The sequence below is a fragment of the Enterococcus viikkiensis genome, from assembly GCF_005405345.1.
GTDB classification, from domain to species: Bacteria; Bacillota; Bacilli; order Lactobacillales; family Enterococcaceae; genus Enterococcus_A; species Enterococcus_A viikkiensis.
Window position 1 is genome coordinate 185,589 of record NZ_BJDW01000003.1, and the last position, 21,530, is coordinate 207,118.

Here is a 21,530-nt window from a genome sequence, read left to right on the forward strand (position 1 = left end):
TAATACTATCAAGAGGTTGTGACAGCAGTGTTCAGCTTCAAGAACGCCGTTTATTTATAGGAGGAACCTGTGACAAGCTTTTTGTCACAGGTTCTTTGTGCGTTTTAGCTTAAAGAAATAGGTTGGATATAATCAGCTTTCCAGCGCTGATCTGAATCATCATAATCAAAATACCACGTTTGTAAAAAAGCTTGTTTCTGACTAGTACTGCCAGTAAGGATTCTACCGGTAGCTAATTCTTCTTCGTAATCTAAGCAAGTAAAGTAAATCTGGACTGAAAAACTATTTGGATTGATCCAGCGATAGTTTGAAAGCTCTTGAAGCTGTGTTTTTTCAGTTCGGTTAGCAAAGCCCTTTTCCCGTTGTTCATTTAAAATTACCAAATGCGTTTGGTAGAGCTTTTCAGTATAAAATTTTTTCGCAGCCTCTAAAGACGACCGATTCCAAGCGTTTTGGATCGTTAAAAAGGCCGTTTCGACTTCTTGTAGCAAATGCTGTTTCTTTTGGTTGTTACCGGGAATGGCAGCTAAAAAATCTTGACGGGTGGCTACATTCGATTGATGGACACGAATTTTTTTTCGTAAGATTGAAAACCCGGCGACACCAACAAAAAATAAACCAGAAAGGAAAGAGCCAAGAGGTGAACGTGTTCCTCCATAGTAATGAGGGGTATAAGTCCTCAATGTTCTACCACGGCTTCCAGAATAACTATGCAAGCCGCCACTGCTGCGACTACTTGAGTGTGCAGACCGGCCGCCAGAATGACCGCCGGCGGTAGCTTGGGAAACGCTTGGATAAACAGTTAAAAATAAGAAAAAAGCTAAAATAAAAATAACTATTCTTTTCATAAATTGCTCCTAAATTGAAGTTTGTTTGATTATAACGATAAAATTTAGTAGAAGCGATGTTTACTGTTGAAAATGATAGTTTTTTTAGTAGATAAAAGAGTATTTTTAATTTAAAACAGTTTGTTCATTTGAAAGTAGAGAAAATCCTTGTTTCATGTGAAACAATTTATTGAGGTCAGGATTTTGTGTACTTAAAGCGAATCTATAGAAGCTTTTTGAATGAGTTTAAATAACTAAATTACATAATTTTAGATAACGAAAAAGCAAGCGCTTAGCAAGCACTTGCTTTTAGAAAAAATAGCTTTAATTGATCAGACCGCCAACGTCTTCAGAATTTTTCTTAGTTCATTAACAGGGACCTGACCTGGCGCCGAAGCGGTTCCGGCAGAGCCAAAGGTTGCGGCAGAACCAAAGACTTGACCAGAGACGCGACTGACCATCCCCAGTGCCCCCATCGACATGGTAATTAGTGGCCGATCGGCATAAGTTTCATACATCTCGCGGGTCGCATCCAGTAACGTTAGAACATCTGCGGAGGATTGAGGCATCACGGCGATTTTACAAATATCCGCGCCTTTTTCCTGCATCGCGCGGAGGCGCGTAATGATTTCTTCTTTCGCCGGCGTCTTGTCAAAATCATGGTTGCACATAACGACTTTGATGCCTTTTTGTTGGGCCGCCTTCATTGTTTGAGTGACCGGTGCTTCCGGCATAAACAATTCTAAATCAAGCAAATCGGCCTTTCCTTCTGCAATTACCGTCTGATAAAGCTCGAAATACTTTTCATCGCTTAACGGCAATACGCCGCCTTCTTGGTATGTTCGAAAGGTGATAAGTAAGGGTTTATTCAACGCCGTTTTCAGTTTATGGGATAGTTCAGCAACGATTTCAGGCTTTTCTACCGCTTCAAAGAAATCAATTCGCCATTCCACGATGTCACAATCCAATTGGCTGATTTGAGCGGCTGATGCCAGTAACGCTTTTTCTGTCCGATCAACCATGGGCACGATGATCTTCGGCTCTCCTTCACCAATCACAAGCTGATCGATTGTTACTTTTTTCATGTTCTTTCCTCCTGCTTCACACAAATAAATTCTATTTAGCTTTTTGCTTGCGTTTCTGTTAACTGTAAAGAACTTTTTTCTTCTTTATCCGCTGATAAATCGACCGTGCTGCGATAGCGAATAAAGATAATCACCGCCAAGACAAAACCGATTCCAGCGATAATCGTATCAAAGAACATGATACCACGAACATTCGTCTTGGCAATTGCAGCCGCAGCGATTGGGATCAAGAAAGAGGCGATACTGCCAAAGGTATAGAAAATACCTGTGATCGTTCCTTTACCAGCAGGGAACATTTCTCCCATAACGGTCAAACCGAGCTGCATCACTCCGCCGGCTGCGAAGAACCCGACTAGTCCTGCACCGATCATCATAACTGTCGGTGATGGGAACAGCCACATAATCGTGATCGTTACAAATGAAACGAAGGTATAAAGTGTGACCAAGTAAATTGGGCGAACTCTCGTCGCTAACGCAGCCGTTACAGCGACACAAATCAAAGAACCGGTGGAGTAGTAGGAGATCAATAAATTGGCGTTGTCGGCGGACATATTGGCAACTTGCTCACCATAGACCCCGATAAATTGAGAGATCAAATAGAACGTTGCTTGCGAAATAAATCCGTAGATGATGAAGCAAACCCCTTCAATGGCGATTTTTGGTTGACGCTTGAACTTGACCGCTTGGATCTCAGGCTGGTGGTTTTCTTTGGCATCTTGGTCTGGAAAGGGGCGTCTCAATAAGAAGAGACCGTTTAAAATAAAGACGATTACCGGAATAACAAAAGACCAACCGAACCACATATTGCTCGTATTGATAACTTTTAACATAATCGGTAATGCAAACTGGCCGATTTGGACAAAGGCTTTAATCAAGACATTTGCGGTACCGGCCTTCTTAGGAAAGGATTCCATCAATGCAGGGTAAGTTCCCGAATCTAAAAATGAATTAGAGATTCCAGCAATCACCGCGAAAACCATGGCCATATTGACACTTTGACTATATAAGATCCCGAAGAAGTACAAGGAATACGTAATGATACCTAAATAGATAAAGGGCTTTCGGCCAAATTTATCAGATAAACGGCCAGAGATCATGATCGCGATCAAACGCCCAATCCCTAACATCGAGATTACTTTCGCAACCCCCATCAAATCGGTATTCCATTGACCCATTAAGGCTTTTTGATTTTGTGAGATGATGATAACACCCATCCCGTGAATAATATAGTTGATATAGAGCCCGATTGCTGTCGGCAAATATTTATTTTTCATTTTATCCTCCGCCTATTCGTCAAATAGCAAGTCTTTGATATAAGTGACCGGCATTTCTTCATCTGTAAAGAATTTGAAAGCTGCGGCTCCCTGATAAAGCATCATGCCTAAGCCGTTAATTGCTTTTTTCGCACCGTGTTCTTTCGCAAAGCGCAACAGTTTCGTTTCCCTAGGAGCATAAACAACATCAAAAACGACTAAATCTGAACGAATCATCTCTGGATCATTGATCAAGCTGACATCTTCTAACGGTTTCATTCCAACACCGGTTGCGTCGATGTAGATACTGCTTTCTTTAATAGAGGTTTTAAAGGCCGTTTGATCGGCTAGATCGGTTAAAGTTGCGGTACAATCCGTATGGCTATTGATTTTTTTGACAGTTTCTGCGGCATTTTCAAAAACGTCATCATTCACATTGAAGATACGTACTTCCTTTGCACCATCAAAGGCTGCTTGGATTGCAATGGCCGTACCTGCGCCGCCTGCTCCGGTCATGGTGATGATTTGATCTTTTACGGACACGCCTTCATCGGTTAAAGCAGCCATTGCTCCGATCCCATCGGTATTGTAACCGACTAGATGGCCTTTGCCGTCTTTATTGGTTACGGTATTCACGGCACCAATCAATTCTGCCTCAGGGGAGATCTCATCTAGGTAAGGGATGATTGCTTGCTTATTTGGCATAGAAACATTAGAACCACGAATACCTAACGCGCGGATGCCGTCTACCGCTTCTTTCAAGGTCGAGTTATCCACCTCGAAGGCTAAGTAAGCATAATCCAACCCTAGTTTAGCAAAGGCCTCGTTATGCATGGTTGGGGACATACTGTGGCGAATCGGTTTTGCAATCAAGCTGATTAATAAGGTGTGTCCAGTCAATCTTTCTGTCATTGTTCAATTCCTCGCTTACTTTATGTTTTATTTTGTGAAGTACAGATCAATAGGAAGCGGCAAAAGATGAAACGCGTTGAGCCTCTAAATTTTTAATGACTTTGACAATATCACGAGCCTCTCTCGTTCCTTCCATGATACGGCGAGCGACTTTACTATCGCCAATGTTAAGTAATGTAACATCTCTTTGTTGGGCATAGGTTGCAAGTTCAGGTATCAATGGTGCGTTAGCTCTCATCCCTAAGCAGATAAAGCCTAGATCAAATGGCAACTCTTCAATTTTTCCAGTAGAATCTTCCACGATAAAACGATCTTTTTGGACTTCCATCAATTTTGTTGAGGTGTGAACACCTACCTGATAATCAGTAACGATCTCCATCATGCCTAGTTTTGTGATGGTATCCAAATCTTTGCCTAATTGATCCACCATCTCGACGATATCGACTTTTTCAGCACCATTTTCGGCGTAGTATTCAACAACATCCAAGCCGACAGCACCACCACCGATAACCACTACTTTTTTATTGGAGAAGTCTTGGAAGTTTTCCATATTTCCTAAAAGATCGAAAATCGAAAAGACATGGCGATCGGTCCGTGCTAGTTCCTCATGCAAGCCTTTGATTGGCGGCAAAAGCGGTGTTGCACCGGTCGTATTAACGATCAAGTCAGGCCGTTGTTTCAAATCAGTTGGAACAAAGCGATGATTCAAATGAATCGTCAAATTAGGCAACTGTGCGGCCCGATTGGTTAGATAAGTAACGAAATCGTCGATCCGGCGTTTGTCTGGAAAACGAGCGATCTCGTGAGCCAAACCGCCTAAATAGCCTTTTTCTTCATAAAGAGTGACGTCAACGCCCATCTCAGCAGCACTTGCTGCGGCTTCGAGACCAGCGGTCCCACCACCGATCACCACCATATTTAGTGGGGTAGTGATCGGCTCTTTTTTATGGGCATCTTCATAATAAATATCAGGATTTACGGTACAGCGGATCGGCCGTGATTTAGCGATTCGATGATCTGCGCAGCCGATGTTACAAGAGATACATTTACGAAGCAACGCTTCTTGCCCCTGTGCGACTTTATTGACCCAATTCGGTTCCGCGATCAAACCGCGTCCCATAGCAATTAGATCAGCATCGCCGTTTTGTAGGATTTCTTCGGCACGTTGTGGGCTGCGGATATTTCCTGAAGTCACGATGACCTTTTCTGGGAAATGAGTTTTGACTGCTTTAGCCATATAACTCCGCCAGCCATCTTTTAAGTTCATTTTATCAATTTGATATTGTAGATTATCATTCAGCGCAGCCGAAACATTGAGAATATCAACATCCTCTGCGATGTAAGTAAGTAAATTCAGTGTATCGTCTAAGGTATTACCTTCAGGTAAAAGTTCATCAGCGCTGATACGTAAAGAAATGGGGAAAAAAGGACCGACTGCTTTTCGTACGGCCTGAATAGCCATTCGTGCAAAGCGAGCGCGATTTTCAGGCGATCCACCAAATTCATCGGTGCGCTTGTTGTAGACGGGCGATAAGAATTGGCTGATCAGATAGGAATGACCCGCGTGGATCTCCACACAATCAAAGCCTGCTTGCTGTGCTCGTGCCGCGCCTTCCCCATATTTTTGAATGATTGCTTCGATTTCTGTTTTTTCAAGCGGGCGTGGTTTTAAACCGCCAGTTTTACTAGGAACATCAGAAGCAGAGACGACCTGCTTTCCTTGAAGGCGTAAAGGATAAGCAGAAGCTCCAGCATGATTAATTTGGATGGAGGTTGCTGCGCCATAGGCATGCATTCGCTCGTTGAATTGCCACAAGCCAGGGATAAATTGATCGTTTTCCATTCTTAACTGAGTGGTTCCGTTGGTTCCTAGAGGATAATCGATACAAACGTTTTCCAATGTGATCAGCCCAGTCCCGCCTTTTGCTCGTTGCTCGTAATAGGAATAGTGCTGCTCATTGAAGGTTCCATCTTGGTTGGCAAAATTTGTTCCCATAGGCGGCATGATCACGCGATTTTTTAATGTTAGTCGTTTGATTGTGAGAGGTTTAAAAAGGGTTTGGTACTTTTCCATAGGATTCATCCTTTCGTAGACAAATGAATATATTCACAATTATCATTTGTCTTCATTGTACGGAAGGAAATCTATAAAATCTAATGCTTTATATTGATTGAAATCATAAATATTTTTTATTGTTATAGGGTTCAGTTATTTCAGCAGGAAAAAACTTTTTGTACCGCTGCTGAATCACAAGCGAAGCGATAAAGCCTAATAAAACCAAAAACACATCAAACCAAAAGACATATTCCATTCCATGTTCACTAAGAATACCTGTAATGTAGGGTGTGATCATAACTGAAGTGGAGGTTGCTAAGGAGTAGTAGCTAGTATATTTACCTTTTCTACTGGGAAATAATTCCAACATTAACGCTAATCCCAGCTGCCAAATCCCTCCGGCGGCAAAAATACCGATAGCTAAAGAAGCGACGATCGTCGATACAAAGCTGGGTGAAAGCAGCATCCAAAGCAAGGTAAAACCAGAAATCCCCACACAGAAGCTGATCAGTTTAGGTATGTTTATGCCTTTTTTGACAATTCCAGAGGTAAAGAAAACGGAGACAAAGGAGCCTACGCTATACAGACTAACGAAGATCAAACTATTTTCGTGAGAAACGACCCGCATGGATTCAGCATATTGTGGAATCCAAAGAATAAAAATATTAAAGATCGAGACAGAGACAAAGGAAAAGACGAGTAAAGAAGCACCATCGATTTTGAACTCGCCAATATTATTATTTTCTTCACAATTATTTTCGTTAATTTGTGTTTTATTAGGCAAAGAGCTTAAAGGCGGGAATTTGGTAAAAAGCAGATAGCCTAAATTAGCTAATAGACAAACGGCACAAAGAATGAAAGGCCAGCCGAAGAAAAGCTCTTTTTGCAAAAGATAGCGAGTGATAAAAGGTAGAATAAATTGACCTAATGAGATGAAGGCTTTATTTAAAACACTTAAGGAGCTATTGGTTTTTTCATCAGGGTAGGCTTCTACTAAGGTTGGGTAGGTGCTGGTATCTAAAAAAGCATTACTGACGCCGCCAAATAAAGCGAAGAAAAAGGCGAATTGATAATTTGGACTAAAAAGTACACCGAAAAAGAAGAGGGCATACGAAAGAATCGCAACAATCACTGTTTTCCTGCGACCAAAGGTATCTGAAAAATAGCCAGAGAAATACAAGCTGATAATTCGGCCCAAACCGATCGCACTCATGACTAAAGTCACTTGTGACGTTGAGACTTGCCATTGGGTTTTTAATTTATCCATATTTTGTGACAGGATAATCGCTGCCATCCCTTGAAAGATGTAGTTGAAATATAGACTGCTGATCAGTAGCCGGTACTTTGTTGTTTTCATAATTCAATCCTTTTCCTATCATGTGACATTATTCACTTGATTATACCTTAATCCTAATGTATTTGTTTTATTAAAACTAATGCTTTATTTTGATAAGATTGATAAAATTGATTTATTAAACGAGGTGAGATAGATGAACTTACGACAATTGGAGTATTTCGTTTTGTTGGCTCAAAGTGAGCATATGACGAAGGCGGCTGAGCTGGCGAATACGTCACAGCCTAATGTGAGCCATGCGATGACGGTTTTGGAGCAAGAGCTCGGAGTCGCTTTGTTTGAAAAAAAAGGACGAAATATATTTTTGACGCGCCATGGTCGGGTCTTTTACGAATATGTTCAGCCAGCATTGCAGGAACTCGAAAAAGGACAGCACAGACTGCAAGAAATGATTAATCCAAACTCAGGGGAGATCGAATTTGGTTTCATTTATACAATGGGTTCGACGTTAGCGCCGCAGCTAGTCCAAGCCTTTCAGCAGGAAGATGAAAACAGTGAGATTCATTTTGTTTTTCATCAAGGAAATTCAAACCAAATTATTCGGATGCTGCTAAATGACACGATCGATATTGGCATTTGTTCCATTATAAGCGAGGACCCAAGTTTAGTATTTCAATTGCTAGCGCAAGAAGAGCTAGTATTAGTCGTGCCAGAATCCCATCCATTAGCCACGCGTGAAAGTGTCAAATTGCAAGAGACATTGTCTTATCCCTACGTCTATTATGGAAAACAAAGTGGTTTGCGGCCGTATCTGGATCGTCAGCTTAAACAGTTAGGGATTGAATTGTCTGTCCAATGCGAATTAGAAGAGGATCACAGTGTCTTAGGCTTTGTTGGAGAAAAATATGGGATTGCTTTGATGCCTAATATCCCTTCGATCAATTCCTATCCCGTCAAAAAAATAAAAATTGAGGATCCATTAGAAGATCGGAATATTTATTTAGCGGCGAAAAAAAATAATTTAGAAATTCCCGTCTTAAAAAAATTCTATGATTTTTGTTTGGAAACGGTCCATCTAGGAGGGCGTTAAAGCTTTCTTAATCTGCTTGTGAAACATACGTAAACCATTGCATGTAAAGTGATAATGCGTTAAAGTAGAGGATAGTCTGTGAAACATTTTGCTGTTTCACGAAATGAAAGGATTTCTTATGACACCAGAAGAATTTCAAGCGGAATTAGCCGCGCAAGGGATCGAACTTTCAGCTAAACAGCTGAATCAATTTGCGACCTACTTTGATTTGTTGGTTGAGTGGAATCAAAAGATGAATCTCACTGCGATCACGGACCATCAAGAGGTGTATTTGAAACATTTTTATGATTCGATTACACTGGCTTTTTCGGATACTTTTGAGCCTAAAGGGAAATTATGCGATGTCGGTTCTGGCGCGGGGTTTCCTAGCTTGCCATTAAAAATCGTTTTCCCCGAATTAGAGATTACGATTGTTGATTCGTTGAACAAACGAATTACCTTTTTAAGCACCTTAGTTGAGGCGTTAGAGTTGGATAATGTGTCTCTTTATCATGATCGAGCGGAGACATTTGGTCAGAAAAAAGAATTTCGTGAGACCTTTGATTTCGTCACTGCCCGTGCAGTTGCCCGTTTGAATGTGTTGACAGAGCTTTGCTTGCCCTTAGTCAAAAAGAACGGCTACTTCTTTGCCTTAAAAGCAGCAAAAAGTGAAGAAGAATTAGTAGAAGCCAAACCAGCGATCGCTTTATTAGGTGGGAAGCTGATTCAAGCGGAGGATGTTTCATTGCCAAATGGCAATACTCGTCATATCATCACGGTGCAAAAGAAAAAGGAAACGCCGAAAAAGTATCCACGTAAACCCGGGTTGCCGAATAAGCAGCCGTTAAAGTAAGTTAAATGAAATTTTGTTTTAGGAGGAAATTAGATGGCACGGATCATATCTGTTGCAAACCAAAAGGGCGGCGTCGGTAAAACGACAACAACGGTCAATTTGGGTGCCTGTTTAGCCTTTGTTGGTAAAAAAGTCCTGTTAATCGACAGCGACGCGCAAGGAAATGCTACTAGCGGTCTAGGTGTGCGTAAGCCGGATGTCAAACAAGATATTTATGACGTTTTAGTCAACGAGGTCCCAATCAAAGAGACGATCATCGAAACATCACGGGAGAATCTTTCCATCGTTCCTGCGACGTTGCAATTGGCTGGAGCCGAAATTGAATTGACTTCCATGATGGCCCGAGAATCACGGTTGAAAAGTGCGTTAGCAGAGGTCAGTGATGACTATGATTTTATTTTGGTGGATTGCCCACCATCATTAGGTCATTTGACAATCAATGCCTTCACTGCCAGTGATGCGATCTTGATCCCGGTTCAATGTGAATATTATGCACTAGAAGGCTTGAGTCAATTGTTAAACACGGTACGGCTTGTTCAAAAGCACTTCAATCCAGGCTTGGAAATCGAAGGGGTCTTACTTACGATGTATGATGCCCGCACCAATCTAGGGGCCGAAGTAGTGGAAGAAGTACGCCGTTACTTCCAAGAAAAAGTTTATGATACAATCATTCCACGAAATGTCCGCTTATCTGAAGCACCGAGTCACGGCAAGCCGATCATTGATTATGATCCCCGTTCAAAAGGTGCGGAAGTGTATCAAGCTCTAGCAAAGGAAGTGTTAGTTCGTGAGCAAAAGTAAAGGATTAGGTCGTGGAATCGACGCGTTATTTCAAGATTTGTCTGAAATCGAAGAAGTCGATATAAAAAACGATCAAGTGGTGGAACTGCCATTAAGTGACCTACGCCCAAACCCCTATCAACCACGAAAGTCTTTTGATGAGACGACCTTGCAAGAATTAGCCAATTCGATTGAGCAATCCGGTGTATTCCAACCGATCATCGTTCGAAAATCCGCCGTTAAAGGCTATGAGCTAATCGCTGGTGAACGTCGTTTTCGGGCGTCAAAATTAGCCGGAAAAGAAACGATACCAGCAATCATTCGTGAGTTTGATGAAGAAGCGATGATGCAGATTGCTGTTTTAGAAAACTTGCAGCGGGAAGATTTGAATCCGTTGGAAGAGGCGGAAGCCTACGAAATGCTGATGAAAAATTTGAAATTGACACAAGCAGATGTTGCCGCTCGTTTAGGAAAAAGTCGTCCTTATATTGCTAATTATCTACGATTGTTAACCTTGCCTAAATTAGTTAAGGAAATGGTCCAAGATGAACGCTTATCCATGGGACAAGCTCGCACGTTGCTAGGCTTAAAGAAAAAAGATCAAATTTTGAAATTAGCTAATCGTGCAGTTAAAGAAAATTTGACGGTCCGGCAATTAGAGCAGATCGTTAATGAATACAATGAAGGTAAAGCCAAAGACAAGAAAAAAGGTCCACGCTTAACGAAAGAAAAGCCATATTATCTGCGTGAAAGTGAAGATCGTTTAATGGATAAATTCGGAACAGGCGTCGAAATCGTCGAAAAAGACGGGAAAGGCAAGATCGCGATTGAATATTTATCGCCATCAGATCTGACCCGAATCCTAGACATCTTAAATATTCATTTTGATGAGTAACCAATAGGAGGTTTGCCAGATGTATGATTTAGGTGATATCGTTGAGATGAAAAAGCCCCATGCCTGCCAGACAAATCGCTGGGAGATCATTCGAATGGGTGCCGATATCAAAATTAAATGTGTGAATTGCGGTCACATTGTAATGATGACACGCCGTGATTTTGAAAAGAAAATGAAAAAAATCCTTGAGAAGAAAGCTGATTCGACTCAAGCTTAATCCCATCCTTAGTAGAGAAAGAGTGAAGTAAATTATGGCCTTAACAGCCGGAATCGTAGGTTTGCCAAACGTTGGTAAATCTACCTTATTTAATGCAATCACAAAAGCCGGGGCAGAAGCTGCCAACTATCCTTTCGCGACGATCGACCCAAACGTCGGAATGGTGGAAGTGCCTGATTGGCGTTTAGAACGCCTAACGGAATTGGTTCATCCGAAGAAAACTGTTCCAACGACCTTTGAATTTACCGATATTGCCGGAATCGTCAAAGGTGCTAGTAAAGGAGAAGGCTTAGGAAACCAATTTTTAAGCCACATTCGCCAAGTAGATGCGATTTGTCATGTCGTTCGTTGTTTTGATAATGAAAATATTACTCATGTGGAAGGCCGCGTGGATCCGTTAGAAGATATCGAAACAATCAATCTAGAGTTGGTTTTAGCTGATTTGGATTCTGTTAATAAACGCTACCCGCGGGTTGCAAAAGTAGCTAAAACGAAAGAAAAAAATGCAGTAGCAGAATTGGCCGTCTTAGACAAACTGGTTCCAGTCTTAGAAGAAGGACAATCGGCTCGTACGATTGAATTTACTGAAGAGGAACAAAAAATCGTTAAAGGCTTGTTCTTGTTGACGAGTAAGCCCGTACTTTATGTCGCCAACGTTGATGAAGATACCGTTGCTGATCCAGACGACAACGCCTATGTGCAAACTGTCCGTAATTTTGCGGCTAGTGAGCACTCAGAAGTGATTGTGGTTTGTGCGGAAGCGGAAGAAGAAATCGCGGAATTGGAAGATGAAGACAAAGCAGAATTCTTAGAAGCGATGGGAATTGAAGAATCTGGTTTGGATCAATTAATCCGGACAGCCTATGACTTGTTAGGCTTAGCGACTTATTTTACTGCAGGTGAACAAGAAGTTCGTGCATGGACCTTCCGTAAAGGCATGAAGGCTCCTCAAGCAGCCGGCATTATTCATACCGACTTCGAGCGAGGCTTCATTCGAGCTGAAACGGTATCTTTTGAAGATTTAGATCAATATGGCAGTATGCACGCGGCTAAAGAAGCTGGACGTGTCAGACTGGAAGGAAAAGATTATGTTGTGCAAGACGGCGATGTAATGTTGTTCCGTTTTAACGTCTAGGAGGAAAGAACAATGGAGTTAGAAGAGTTGCGAACTTTGAATGCAGAAAACAGTGAACTTGAGACGAAGTTGACTAAGCGGAACGAACAGTATATTTTTGACTTAAAGAAGGCTTTGAAAGCGGCGAATTTAACCGATGAACAAACGATCATCGCGCTAAATGAGATGTTGCCGACACTAGTTGAAGAACAAAAAACTGGGAAAACCGCCCGTCAATTATTCGGAACCGTCTCAGAACGTTTGGAAGCCATCGTCAATAAGCCTGTTGAACAAAAAAAATCGACCGTTGCTTCGTTGATGTGGCTAGACAATTTCTTATTATTATTTGGTTTGTTAGGGATTTTGTCCGGTATCATGGGATTGTTTGTTCCACGTGGAACACAAGCCCAATCCACGAGTTATGGATTGACCGCATTAGTCGTTGCTTCGGCAGTCGGCGGCTTGATCTTTTATATGATGTATCTGTTTATTTATCAGTATGAGCAACCAGGAGCAGATAAATCGAAAAAACCAAAGACTTGGAAGACGATTTTAATGTTAGGATCTGTAACACTCGTGTGGTTCTTAGTCTTTAATGGCGCAGCGCTATTGCCAGCGTCCTTAAATCCGATTTTAGATCCCGTGGTCTTGATCGCATTAGCGGCGATCGGTTTAGCACTACGTTTCTATTTGAAAAAACGTTTTGGCATTATCAGCAGTTTGGCTTCAGCGCCACGACGTTAAAAAAATAAGGACTTTGCTTCTTTTTAGAAGCAAAGTCCTTATTTTTTTTTATTTAGTTACTTCTGCAATAATCTTTGCCATCGCTTGTTGTTGATATTCTGCGGTGGCCTGTTGGATTATTTTTTGGCGAGCGGCTTGGTCCATTGTTGGATTTTTCATCATGGCGGCTTTCACTTTCTCTTGAACGAAAGCTTTACCAGCCGTTTGCATAGAATCTTTGTTTTCTTGAACTAGTTTTGCTAATTTTTTGGCCTGATCCGTACTTAAAACTAACCAGTCCTCTTTGACATTAAAGGTATTTTTTTCTTTGATTAATTGATGATTTTTACTAGAAAGGCCGAACCACAACTTAGCGGTGTCATTTTTATAAACCCAATAGGTTTTGGCTGTTTGTAGTTGTGCGTTGGCTTGATTTTTTTTCACTACATTCGTAACATGATCCGTTCCCGTTGGTTTTGGCTTTTTCTGAGACTCATTGGTTTTATATAGATAAACTTTTTCAGTTCCGTTACCAAGTGGTTGATAAAGCAACAGATTCATATTTTTGTTATTCACACTAGACGTTAAGGTTTGAGTTGTTGTTTCAGTGACTTTCTTCATTCCATAGTGATAATGGTCGTTGGCGGTAACGAATCCTAGGCTGACTAGGAAGATTGCAGCAAAGATCACAGATAAAATAGTCTGCCACGCTTTTTTAGCAAAAATATTAGTTAAGGCAAAAGCCAAGACGCTGATAATTGTTATAGCAAAAATCATTTTGCAACGCCTCCTTCAACTTTTTTATTCGCTTTTAGGAAGAAGGTGATGGCGAAACCGACAACCCCAAAGATCACTGCTACAAAGAAAGCAGCGTGATAACCAGATAAGGTTGCGTTGATTGCTTGGTTCTTATAAGTCAAAGGCAATGTTTTCAGTAAGTCCGCTTTAGGTAAATTATCTTTGGTTACATTCGTTAGTACACTGATTAAAATAGCTGTTCCGATTGAACTAGCAACTTGGCGGAAAGTATTGTTTACGGCGGTACCGTGACTGATTAGATTCATTGGTAAGGCGTTCATACCTGAAGTTGTGACGGGCATCATAACCATTGAGATACCAAACATCCGCATTGCATATAAAATGACGATCATAGCAATCGGTGTTTCTTTTGTTAGAAAAGCAAATGGTAAAGTTGCCGCTGTTAGAATCAACATCCCACTGATAGCCAATCGTTTCGCACCGTGTTTATCAAAAATTGCTCCAGTAATCGGCATCATCGCCCCCATAATGACAGCCCCTGGCAAAAGCATCAAACCAGAATGAAAGGCCGATTCTCCACGAATATTTTGGATATATAATGGAAGAACCATTTCAGCACCGACCATCGCCATATTGACAACTCCGCTTAGGATTGCGGCAATGGTAAAAATTGGTGATTTGAAGACGCGCAGTTCTAGGAAAGGATGTTCTAAATGTAATTGGCGCCATACGAAAAGTCCGATGACGATAACACCGACAACTAAGAAGCTAATCACTTTCAAGCTGCCCCAACCGTCGTTGCCGACAGAAGAGAATCCGTATAATAAGCTACCGAAGCCAACTGTTGACAGCAATGCTGAGAATACATCAATGCTGGGATTGGATAATTGGATAACGCTCTTCATTAAAAAGATGGCTAAAACTAAAACTAAAACAACAATTGGAATGACCATACCGAAAAGATCACGCCACGTGTAATGATCAATGATCCAGCCAGAAAGGGTAGGGCCTAATGCTGGTGCAAGTCCAATAACAATTCCGGCCATTCCCATGGCTGAGCCACGTTTTTCTGGCGGGAAGATGGATAGCATAATGTTTTGCAGTAATGGCATAGAAATACCGACACCGGCTGCTTGGACTAAACGTCCGATTAATAAGGTAGAAAAGTTTGGTGCGACAAAACAAGTAATCGTACCAATCAAAAAGATAGTCATAGCTGTTAAGTATAATCTTTTTGAGCTAAATTTGTTGATTAGCCATGCGCTGATTGGGATCATAATCCCATTTACTAGCAGAAAGCCAGTTGTTAGCCACTGAACACTGGAAGCTGATATGTCAAAAGCTTTCATCAGTGCTGGAAAAGCTGTTGTTAATAATGTTTGATTTAACACCGTACAGAATGTTCCAATTAATAGTACAACGACTAGTAAAGAACGATTGTAGGGTTTCCCATAAATATCGACCGTTTGATTATTACTCACGATCTAACGCCTTCTCTCTTTTGGAAATTTTCAGAAATAATGAATGTTCGATTGTTACTGTACTGCTGTTTTATTTTTTTGTCAACTTACTTGACACAATTGTCAATGAAAGTATAATCATAAGGTGAAGAGAGGGATGCGTTGTGAAGAATAATACGGTCAAGCAGCTCCTAGAAAGTGACGACTTATTAGTAGGAATCAGTGAATTAAGTAAAGTAACGGGCGTTTCACCAAGGCAAATTCGTTATTGGGAACAAAAAGGCTACATTCATTCGGCCGGGGAAAAAAGTGGCAATCGTCAGTTTAAATTACCGATGGTTATCAAGGTGGAAATAATTAAACACTTTTTAGATGAAGGGTATACGTTAACTGTAGCAGTTGAAAAGGCAAAGGAACGACAAGAAAATGTTCATCATGCGAAGTTGTTACTGCGGGATACCTTCAAAGGGATTCAAAATATTGGCAATCGTTACACCGTAATACAATTAGATGATTTTGTGAATCAAGCAGGTTTTTATTTAATCCGTGACAATCAAACCAATCAATCGACTTATCAGATGATTGAAGAAGCAGAAATTACCGAGGATTTACTTGAAAAATGGTTTGAGTCGAAAGAAAAATAAAGGTTAGATGAGTATTTCAAGTTAAGATATTGACTTGGCTCTATCATTCTGTTAGTTTCATTATTAAAAATAATTCTGGGGAGTGGTAACGAACAATGTCTAATTGGGAAACGAAATTTGCGAAAAAAGGTCTGACATTTGATGATGTTTTGTTGATTCCGGCGGAGAGCCATGTATTGCCAAATGATGTGGATATGAGCGTGCAATTAGCGAAAAATATCAAATTGAACATTCCGTTAATAAGTGCCAGTATGGATACGGTGACTGACAGTAAAATGGCAATCGCGATGGCCCGTCAAGGTGGTCTTGGAGTCATCCATAAAAATATGAGTGTTGCTGCCCAAGCAGACGAGGTTCGTAAAGTAAAACGTTCAGAAAGCGGCGTGATTATCGATCCGTTTTTCTTAACACCAGAACATAAGGTTCAAGATGCCGAAGATTTGATGAGCCGTTATCGGATCAGTGGTGTTCCAATTGTAGAAACAATGGAAAATCGGAAATTAGTCGGTATTATTACGAATCGTGACATGCGTTTTGTCACCGATTATGAGATTCCAATCCACGAAGTTATGACAAAAGAAGGCCTTGTAACAGCGCCAGTTGGAACGAAATTGCAAGATGCCGAAAAAACGTTACAAAAACATAAAATTGAAAAATTACCGATCGTTGATGCTGAAGGTCGTTTAAGCGGCTTGATTACCATCAAAGATATTGAAAAAGTAATCGAATTTCCGAATGCTGCGAAAGATGAGCATGGTCGTTTGCTGGTTGCTGCGGCAGTTGGTGTAACGAGTGATACGTTTGAACGTGCAGAGGCATTGTTAAAAGCGGGAGCAGATGCGATCGTGATTGATACGGCCCATGGCCATAGTGCAGGGGTGTTACGCAAAATTCGCGAGATTCGTGAAACCTTCCCAGAAGCGACGTTGATTGCAGGGAACATTGCAACGGCAGAAGGCACAAAAGCCTTGTATGATTCAGGTGTTGATGTTGTGAAGGTGGGAATTGGTCCCGGATCAATCTGTACAACACGGGTAGTTGCGGGTGTGGGTGTCCCACAATTGACGGCTATCTATGATGCGGCTTCAGTTGCGCGTCAATATGGCAAAGCAATCATTGCCGATGGCGGAATCAAATATTCCGGTGATATCGTGAAGGCTTTGGCAGCAGGTGGTTTTGCCGTAATGCTTGGTTCAATGTTAGCTGGAACGGACGAATCGCCAGGTGAATTTGAAATTTATCAAGGTCGCCGGTTCAAAACGTATCGTGGTATGGGGTCATTAGGCGCAATGGAAAAAGGTTCAAGTGATCGTTATTTCCAAAGTGGCGTTAATGAAGCCAATAAATTAGTCCCAGAAGGGATTGAAGGCCGAGTAGCTTATAAAGGATCTGCCGCAGACATCATTTTCCAAATGATGGGCGGATTGAAAGCTGGTATGGGGTATGTCGGTGCCGGCGACTTGCAAAGTCTACGGGAAAACGCACAATTTGTTCAAATGAGTGGCAATGGCTTAAAAGAATCGCATCCTCATGATGTCCAAATTACGAAAGAAGCACCAAACTATTCAGTAGAACAATAAAAAAAGCGACCTCGGAAATTTTCCGAGGTCTTTTTTTGAGTGGAACTATTTTTCTTTTTTGATAACTTTTACATTCCCCATATAAGGTACTAATACTTCTGGAATGGTAACAGATCCGTCTTCGTTTTGATAGTTTTCTAAAATAGCGGTAACTGTTCGGCCAACGGCTAAACCAGAGCCATTCAGCGTATGAGCATATTGAATTTTGCCTTCTTCATCACGGTAGCGAATCATGGCACGACGAGCTTGGAAGTCTTCACAGTTTGAACAAGAGCTGATCTCACGGTACGTATCTTGTGCAGGGACCCAAACTTCTAAATCATAGGTTTTCGCTGCTGAGAAGCCCATATCACCGGTACTCAAGGTAATTACGCGATAAGGTAAGTTAAGCTTTTGTAAAAGCACTTCTGCATTTTGCGTCATTTTTTCTAATTCATCGTAAGAAGATTCTTTATCGCTGAATTTTACCATTTCCACTTTATGGAACTGATGTAAACGAATCAAACCGCGAGTATCACGCCCCGCACTGCCTGCTTCAGAACGGAAAGAAGGAGATAACGCAGTGAAATAAATCGGCAAGTCTTTGCCATCTAAGATTTCATCGGCATAATAGTTAGTCAAAGGAACTTCTGCAGTTGGGATCAACGTCAAATCACGATCTTCAACTTGGAAGACGTCTTCTTTGAATTTTGGAAATTGTCCAGTCCCAAACATTGATTTGCTGTTTACCAAGTAAGGGGTAATCATTTCCGTATAGCCTTGTTCGTAAACATGCTCATCCAACATAAAGTTGTAAACAGCCCGCTCCAAACGTGCACCTAAGCCCTTGTAGTAAACAAAGCGGCTACCAGAAACTTTTGCTCCACGTTCAAAATCTAAGATATCCAGATTTTCAGCAACTTCCCAGTGAGGTTTTGGTTCAAACGCGAATTGGCGAGGCGTGCTCCAACGACGCATTTCAACATTGTCGTCTTCATCTTCACCGATTGGTACAGAATCATGAGGAAGATTTGGTAAGGTCGTCGTGATTTCAGTTAATTGGGCATCGATCTCAGCGACTTGTGTATCGAAGTCTTTGATTTTTACGCCGACTTCCTTCATTTCAGCGATTTTGTCAGTAGCATCGTTTTTTTCGCGTTTTAGTTTGGCGATTTCACCAGAGACATCATTCCGGTATTTTTTTAGCTCCTCTGTTTTAACCAATAATTGGCGGCGTTGTTCGTCTAGGTCTAAGAAACGTTTTAAGACTTCTTCTTTCACACCACGAGTGGCTAATTTTTCGCTTACTTCGGCAAAATTGTTACGAATCATTTTTACGTCTAGCATTGTTTTTCCTCCTTTAAAATAAAAAAACACCGTCTCATCCCATTGACAGGGACGAAACGGTGTATAATTTCGCGGTACCACCCAAATTCAGCAAATGCTGCACTTGAACGACGAGTATCGGCGTCACCCGGTTTCTCTTTCGAAAAACGCAGATCGTGAAACTGGATTTCCCTAAGTCGTTCTGTTGATTTTCACCAGCCATCAACTCTCTAAAAAAACAAACTCAAGTACTTGGTTTCCTGCATCTCTTATTGAGACCAGTATAAGCAATCGAAAAATTAAAGTCAATGATTATCTGAAAGGACCTTCACTTGATTTTTGTGCAACGGTAAATGAATGATAAAAGAAGTCCAATCGTCATTTGATTGAGCATAAATATAGCCACCGTGTAGATTTACGATATTTTGGGTAATGGCTAAGCCTAGGCCAGTTCCGCTGATTTCTTGCGAGCGGGATTCATCCACGCGATAAAAGCGGTCAAATAATTGATCCAAGGCCTCTCTAGGAATTGGTTGGCCATTGTTTTGAACCGTAATGACGGCTTCGTTTTTGGCCTTTTCAATCTTAATGATGATTTTGTCTGCATGGGTTCCGTATTTTAAACCATTGGTGATTAAGTTATTAAAAACCCGGACAAGTTTTTCGGTATCGCCATCCATGACTAACTGACTTTCTGTTGTATCCACTAGAATTTGAATCTCTTTTTTCTTAGCTTCGAGTTCGAAATCAGCTGCCAATTGTTCTAATAGCTGGACCATATCGAAGGAGACATTATTAACCGGTACAGAGGGCTGGCGTACTTTGGAATACTCAAACAAATCTTCGACTAAGGACTTCATTTGTTTGGCTTTTTTGTAGGCGATGCTAGTGTATTTAAGGATTTCATCCGTATTCTGGTATTGCCGATCTTCGATTAAGCCCAAGTAACCAATGATAGAAGTCAAAGGGGTGCGAATATCATGACTGACATTTGTAATCAACTCGTCTTTAGATTTTTCAATCGCCCGTTCATCCTCAATGGCCGCTACCGTGCTGTCAACTAATCCATTGATACTGTCAACGACTTTGCTGAGGTCCCCCCGTAGTTCGAAAGGGATGCGATAATCATAATTCCCATTAGCGATGTAATGCAGCTCATTAATAATATGACGCAGCTGCATTTGCCGATAACGACGAATCAAACGCCAAAAAACAATCAAAATATCAATGATCCCGAAAAAAGGAATGACAAAGTTTCGTCCGCTCCAAAAAATATCACTGTCTAAACTATTAGCAAAAATATTTTTGGAGCGATAGATTGCATCGGACAAATCAGGTGAGTTGTTTAACATCTGAGTGAATAGAACCATTATTGCCACATTTAATAGAAGCAATAGAATAACGGTGACGATTCCCTCAGCAATTAATTCGCTGACTTCCTTCGATGTAAGGGTGATCCTTTTTTTCTTTTCTACATTATTTTGCATCAATCTTATAACCCACACCCCAAACGGTTTGGATCACTTTTTCGCCATCAGTCGCTTCCTCGATCTTATCACGTAGGTGACTGACATGAACCATGACCGTTTTCGCTGAGACGATACTTTCTTGTTTCCACACGCGTTCGAAGATCTCGTCCGCTGAAAAAACACGATTTGGATGACTTGCCAGTAAATACAGAATTCCGAATTCTAACGCAGTCAATTGAATTTCTTTTCCGTCCACGGTTTTTACTTCGTGAGAGTCTTTGTTAATGATCAACGACTGGATTTCTAAAATGTCTGGTTGATCTTCGGCGACATGCATCTGTGTTCGGCGCAATAAAGATTTTACCCGTGCCATGACTTCCAAGGGATTAAAGGGTTTTGTCACGTAGTCATCTGCTCCGGCAACTAAACCTTTGATTTTATCCATATCGGTTGTTTTAGCCGTTAACATGATGATGGGGATTTGAGATTCCTTACGTAACTCTTTGACCACCTGCATACCATCCATGACTGGCATCATGATATCTAATAGAAGTAAATCAATATCGTTCGTTGTCCGTAGCTTGCTTAACGCTTCCTTCCCATCATAAGCTTTAACGACTTCATATCCTTCGTTATGCAAATAAATGCTTAGTAATTCTACAATTTCTTTATCATCATCAGCAACTAGTACTTTCATTAAATGATTCCTCCGTCCATTTGTATATCCTTGCCTCTCCATTTTACCAAAGAAATGATAGGAAGGCGAAAGGCAGACCCGGGAGTTAAGAAAAAATGAAAAATAAAATAGCGAAAGTTAAATTGAAATTCGGCTGCTTATTCGGTTACAAAATCTGAAAAAACGAACGAAAATAAGTTATCTATATTTATTCATCGTGTTTAAAAAAAGTGGATAAAATTCTCTTTTTTTTGTTGACCAAATCCATTAAAACTGCTATATTATTTTATGTTCTGAAACAGCGAAAAACATTTTGGAACACCTAAAATAATTGTTGACAGATAGCTGTCTATCAGTTATTCTAACAAAGTCGCATAAAGCGATGACGACAACTTCTTCAAAAATTAATTGAAAAAAGTTGTTGACATTCACTCAGTAACCTGTTATGATATAAAAGTTGCTGAAACAAAGCGACAAACAATGTAGACCTTTGAAAACTGAACGAATAAAACAAACCAAATGTGTAGGGCGCTTCTTTTATAGAAGCAAACAACATAGC

General features: G+C 40.9%; 20 protein-coding genes and 1 other annotated feature. Of the genes, 9 read left to right on the forward strand and 11 right to left on the reverse strand.

The genetic code is table 11. The features are described 5' to 3' along the window. Positions 1-104: 104 nt before the first annotated feature. The 6 genes from FFM67_RS03370 to FFM67_RS03395 form a co-directional block, all read right to left on the reverse strand. Positions 105-848 (reverse strand): Tim44 domain-containing protein, encoded by a 744-nt coding sequence (locus FFM67_RS03370; protein WP_137613218.1) that lies wholly within the window; start codon positions 846-848, stop codon positions 105-107. Between the two features lie 311 nt (positions 849-1,159). Beyond that, positions 1,160-1,912 carry a type I 3-dehydroquinate dehydratase gene (gene aroD / locus FFM67_RS03375; protein ID WP_137613219.1) on the reverse strand — a complete coding sequence of 251 codons (753 nt, stop codon included), beginning with the start codon at positions 1,910-1,912 and terminating at the stop codon, positions 1,160-1,162. Between the two features lie 35 nt (positions 1,913-1,947). Beyond that, positions 1,948-3,186 (reverse strand): MFS transporter, encoded by a 1,239-nt coding sequence (locus tag FFM67_RS03380; RefSeq protein ID WP_137613220.1) that lies wholly within the window; start codon positions 3,184-3,186, stop codon positions 1,948-1,950. 12 nt (positions 3,187-3,198) lie between these two features. Then, positions 3,199-4,077 carry a shikimate dehydrogenase gene (locus tag FFM67_RS03385; protein ID WP_137613221.1) on the reverse strand — a complete coding sequence of 293 codons (879 nt, stop codon included), beginning with the start codon at positions 4,075-4,077 and terminating at the stop codon, positions 3,199-3,201. Positions 4,078-4,123: 46 nt separating this feature from the next. Next, positions 4,124-6,151 (reverse strand): oxidoreductase, encoded by a 2,028-nt coding sequence (locus tag FFM67_RS03390; protein ID WP_137613222.1) that lies wholly within the window; start codon positions 6,149-6,151, stop codon positions 4,124-4,126. 103 nt (positions 6,152-6,254) lie between these two features. Next, positions 6,255-7,490 carry an MFS transporter gene (locus tag FFM67_RS03395; protein ID WP_137613223.1) on the reverse strand — a complete coding sequence of 412 codons (1,236 nt, stop codon included), beginning with the start codon at positions 7,488-7,490 and terminating at the stop codon, positions 6,255-6,257. A gap of 133 nt (positions 7,491-7,623) precedes the next feature. On the opposite strand from FFM67_RS03395, the gene FFM67_RS03400 reads away from it, so the two are divergent. The 7 genes from FFM67_RS03400 to FFM67_RS03430 all read left to right on the forward strand — a co-directional run bounded on the left by FFM67_RS03400 (position 7,624) and on the right by FFM67_RS03430 (position 13,099). Beyond that, the gene (locus FFM67_RS03400) at positions 7,624-8,517 is read left to right on the forward strand and encodes a LysR family transcriptional regulator (protein WP_137613224.1); all 894 of its coding nucleotides are present in this window, start codon (positions 7,624-7,626) and stop codon (positions 8,515-8,517) included. 118 nt (positions 8,518-8,635) lie between these two features. Further along, entirely contained in the window at positions 8,636-9,349 is a 714-nt protein-coding gene (gene rsmG / locus FFM67_RS03405) for a 16S rRNA (guanine(527)-N(7))-methyltransferase RsmG (protein WP_137613225.1), read from the forward strand. A 33-nt stretch (positions 9,350-9,382) separates the two neighbouring features. Further along, the gene (locus FFM67_RS03410; RefSeq protein ID WP_071863091.1) at positions 9,383-10,150 is read left to right on the forward strand and encodes a ParA family protein; all 768 of its coding nucleotides are present in this window, start codon (positions 9,383-9,385) and stop codon (positions 10,148-10,150) included. Beyond that, the gene (locus FFM67_RS03415) at positions 10,137-11,024 is read left to right on the forward strand and encodes a ParB/RepB/Spo0J family partition protein (RefSeq protein WP_071863092.1); all 888 of its coding nucleotides are present in this window, start codon (positions 10,137-10,139) and stop codon (positions 11,022-11,024) included. The genes FFM67_RS03410 and FFM67_RS03415 overlap by 14 nt, the downstream gene beginning before the upstream one ends. A 19-nt stretch (positions 11,025-11,043) precedes the next feature. Next, on the forward strand, positions 11,044-11,241 hold the full coding sequence (locus tag FFM67_RS03420) for a DUF951 domain-containing protein (RefSeq protein WP_071863093.1): 198 nt from the start codon (positions 11,044-11,046) through the stop codon (positions 11,239-11,241). 34 nt (positions 11,242-11,275) lie between these two features. Next, positions 11,276-12,376 (forward strand): redox-regulated ATPase YchF, encoded by a 1,101-nt coding sequence (gene ychF, locus FFM67_RS03425; protein ID WP_137613226.1) that lies wholly within the window; start codon positions 11,276-11,278, stop codon positions 12,374-12,376. A 12-nt stretch (positions 12,377-12,388) separates the two neighbouring features. Further along, positions 12,389-13,099 (forward strand): DUF1129 domain-containing protein, encoded by a 711-nt coding sequence (locus FFM67_RS03430; RefSeq protein ID WP_137613227.1) that lies wholly within the window; start codon positions 12,389-12,391, stop codon positions 13,097-13,099. A gap of 48 nt (positions 13,100-13,147) precedes the next feature. Here the strand turns inward: FFM67_RS03430 and FFM67_RS03435 are convergent, their stop codons facing one another. Both FFM67_RS03435 and FFM67_RS03440 read right to left on the reverse strand, forming a co-directional pair. Further along, positions 13,148-13,855, reverse strand: coding sequence for a DUF4811 domain-containing protein (locus FFM67_RS03435; protein WP_137613228.1), 708 nt, complete (start codon positions 13,853-13,855; stop codon positions 13,148-13,150). Beyond that, entirely contained in the window at positions 13,852-15,318 is a 1,467-nt protein-coding gene (locus tag FFM67_RS03440) for an MDR family MFS transporter (protein WP_137613229.1), read from the reverse strand. Before FFM67_RS03440 ends, FFM67_RS03435 begins: the two co-directional genes overlap by 4 nt. A gap of 143 nt (positions 15,319-15,461) precedes the next feature. On the opposite strand from FFM67_RS03440, the gene FFM67_RS03445 reads away from it, so the two are divergent. After that, positions 15,462-15,941, forward strand: a complete 480-nt coding sequence (locus tag FFM67_RS03445) for a MerR family transcriptional regulator (protein WP_137613230.1) — start codon at positions 15,462-15,464, stop codon at positions 15,939-15,941. 95 nt (positions 15,942-16,036) lie between these two features. Further along, a complete protein-coding gene (gene guaB / locus FFM67_RS03450; RefSeq protein WP_137613231.1) occupies positions 16,037-17,521 on the forward strand; it encodes an IMP dehydrogenase in 1,485 nt (494 codons plus the stop codon). A gap of 45 nt (positions 17,522-17,566) precedes the next feature. Here guaB and serS read toward each other — a convergent pair whose 3' ends face one another. From serS to croR, 3 genes are all read right to left on the reverse strand, one after another. Continuing rightward, the gene (gene serS, locus FFM67_RS03455) at positions 17,567-18,847 is read right to left on the reverse strand and encodes a serine--tRNA ligase (protein WP_137613232.1); all 1,281 of its coding nucleotides are present in this window, start codon (positions 18,845-18,847) and stop codon (positions 17,567-17,569) included. Positions 18,848-18,891: 44 nt separating this feature from the next. Then, positions 18,892-19,101 (reverse strand) — a binding site (T-box leader). A gap of 30 nt (positions 19,102-19,131) precedes the next feature. After that, the gene (locus tag FFM67_RS03460) at positions 19,132-20,313 is read right to left on the reverse strand and encodes a sensor histidine kinase (RefSeq protein ID WP_137613233.1); all 1,182 of its coding nucleotides are present in this window, start codon (positions 20,311-20,313) and stop codon (positions 19,132-19,134) included. Further along, a complete protein-coding gene (gene croR, locus FFM67_RS03465; RefSeq protein WP_016179267.1) occupies positions 20,303-20,992 on the reverse strand; it encodes a response regulator transcription factor CroR in 690 nt (229 codons plus the stop codon). Before croR ends, FFM67_RS03460 begins: the two co-directional genes overlap by 11 nt. Between the last annotated feature and the right edge of the window lie 538 nt (positions 20,993-21,530).